Annotated in this window: 3 protein-coding genes; all 3 read left to right on the forward strand. The window is 73.3% G+C overall.

Annotation, left to right across the window (positions count from 1 at the left end; translation table 11 throughout):
- Positions 1–73 precede the first annotated feature (73 nt).
- Positions 74–889: a hydrolase gene (locus ACFRCR_RS18280; RefSeq protein WP_377679587.1), complete on the forward strand. Its 816-nt coding sequence runs from the start codon at positions 74–76 to the stop codon at positions 887–889.
- Between the two features lie 136 nt (positions 890–1,025).
- Positions 1,026–1,826: a class I SAM-dependent methyltransferase gene (locus tag ACFRCR_RS18285; RefSeq protein ID WP_377679589.1), complete on the forward strand. Its 801-nt coding sequence runs from the start codon at positions 1,026–1,028 to the stop codon at positions 1,824–1,826.
- A gap of 122 nt (positions 1,827–1,948) precedes the next feature.
- Positions 1,949–2,578, forward strand: a 630-nt coding sequence (locus ACFRCR_RS18290) for an SRPBCC family protein (RefSeq protein WP_377679591.1), incomplete at its 3' end; no start/stop codon positions are given.

Consider the following 2,578-nt stretch of genomic DNA (forward strand, 5'->3'; position numbering starts at 1 on the left):
GGCGTGACCCAGGGGGCACGCCCACTCTGACACGCGGTCAGGACGAGGGCTCGACGAGGAGAGGACGACCCCGATGACGTGGTGGATCTGCCGGACGTGCGCCGTCGAGCACGCCGAACGGCCCGAGGTGTGCGCGATCTGCGCCGACGAGCGCCAGTGGGTGCCCGCGGCCGGTCAGGCGTGGACCACGCTCGACGAGCTCGCCGCCGAGGGGCACGAGGTCTCGGTGACCGAGCTCGAACCGGACCTCTTCGCGCTCGCGGGGCACCCCGGGGTGGGCATCGGGCAGGAGTCCAAGATCGTGCGGACCCCGGCCGGGATGCTGCTGTGGGACCCGGTCGGGTACCTGGACGACGACGCCGTCCGTCGGGTGCGCGAGCTGGGCGAGGTCGTTGCCGTCGTCGCGAGCCACCCGCACATGTTCGGCGTCCAGGTCGAGTGGAGCCGCGCGCTCGGGGGCGTCCCCGTGCTCGTCGCCGAGGCCGACGCCGGGTGGGTCGCGCGCCCCGACCCGGTGATCGAGACGTGGTCCGAGGACCGCGAGATCCTGCCGGGCGTGACGCTCTCCCAGCCGGGCGGGCACTTTCCCGGCAGTGCGGTCGTCCACTGGGCGGCCGGTGCGCAGGGGCGTGGCGTGCTGCTCAGCGGCGACACGATCTTCGCGAACCCCGACCGGACGTCGGTGAGCTTCATGCGCAGCTACCCCAACCGGATCCCGCTGTCGGGGGCCGTGGTGGACCGGGTCGCGACCCATGTCGAGCGCTTCGCGTTCGACCGGCTCTACAACAACTTCGAGGGCGTGGTCCCGGTGGATGCGCGGGGCATCGTGCGGCGTTCCGCGGAGAGGCACGCGGCCTGGGTGCGCGGGGACTTCGACCACCTCACGTGACTCCGCGGGCGGTCGCTGGGGGGCTCCGCGGGTGTGCTCCGCCGCGCCGAGTGTGCACTTCGGGCTGTCCCCGGGGCCCGCGGACAGCCCGAACTGCACACTCGACGACCAGGGATTCCGGCGGCATGATGTCGGCGTGAGCACCGGACCAGCGCTGGACCCCGAGATCCTCGACTTCTACACCGACCGCTACCGTGAGGAGCGTCGTCTCCACGCGACGGCCCACGGTCGCCTCGAGCTGCTGCGCACGCGCGAGCTCCTGAGCAGGTTCCTCCCGGTGGCCCCTGCCAGGGTCGTGGACGTCGGCGGCGCGACGGGAGTGCACGCGGCCTGGCTCGCCGACGGCGGGTACGACGTCGACCTGGTCGACCCCGTACCGTCGCACGTGGCCCGGGCGGCGGAGATCCCGGGGGTGCGGGCGCAGGTCGGGGACGCGCGGGCGCTGCCCTTCGAGGAGTCGTCGGCGGACGCGGTGCTCGTGCTGGGGCCGCTCTACCACCTCACGGACCGGCCCGACCGGTTGCTCGCGCTGCGCGAGGCGGCTCGTGTGGCGCGCAGCGGCGGCATCGTGGTCGCCGCTGCGATCAGCCGGTACGCAGGGCTCCTGGAGCTCGCTGCCGTGGGGGAGGTCTCGGACGAGACGGAGCCGTCGCTGCGGCGCGCGGTCGAGACGGGTCTCCACGACCCACGGTCCGGCTTCACGACCGCGTACTTCCACGGCCCGGACGAGCTCGCACGGGAGCTCGAGGAGGTGGGGCTGGGGGCGGTCGCGGTCTACGGCGTCGAGGGACCGAGCGCCCCGGCGCTCGACAACCTGCCGCTGGACGAGGCGGAGCCCCTGCTGGGTTCGGCGATCCGGGCGGCGCGCCTGCTCGAGTCGGACCCGGCGCTGATCGCCGCGAGCCCGCACTTCCTGGCGTTCGGCAGCGTGGCCTGAGGGATTGCGCCACCCGTCGCCACCGCGACACGCTTGTGCAATCTGTCACAAGCGCCGCCGCTTCGGTGCCCGAAGATGCGACGATCGAGGCTGGCCGAAGTCCCACGACGGAGGAGACTGCCATGAGACCGCTCGTACGACGGACCGCCGCCACGGCGTTCCTGGTCGGAGCGCTGCTCCTGACCCGACGCATGACCATGACCTGGGGGACCCGCGACGGTGAGCCGTCCGAGCCGCTCGCAGGCGACGAGATCGTCCCGTGCGCCGACGCGGTCGCGACCCGTGCCGTCACGATCGACGCCCCGCCGCGCGAGGTGTGGAAGTGGGTCCTGCAGCTCGGCCAGGGCCGTGGCGGGTTCTACAGCTACGAGTGGCTCGAGAACCTCGTGGGCTGCGACATCGAGAACGCGGACCGCATCGATCCTCGGTGGCAGCGTCTCGCGGTCGGTGACGACGTCCGTCTGCACCCCGACGTCGCGCTGCGCGTCGCCGCGATGGTCCCCGAGCGGCACCTCGTGCTGCGGGGAGCCGTCCCGGTCGGCGCGTCGGCCCCGCCGTACGACTTCACCTGGTCGTTCGTGCTGCGCCCCGTCGCCGACGGCGCCACGCGCCTCGTCGTGCGCGAGCGCTACGGGTACACGCGTTGGTGGTCCGGGGCGATCGTCGAACCGGTCCTGCCGGTCAGCTTCCTCATGAGCGCGCGCATGCTGCGCGGCATCCGCGACCGCGCCGAGGGGCGCGTGGGCGAGAAC

This window comes from Oerskovia sp. NPDC056781, from assembly GCF_042789955.1.
Lineage (GTDB): Bacteria > Actinomycetota > Actinomycetes > Actinomycetales > Cellulomonadaceae > Oerskovia > Oerskovia rustica.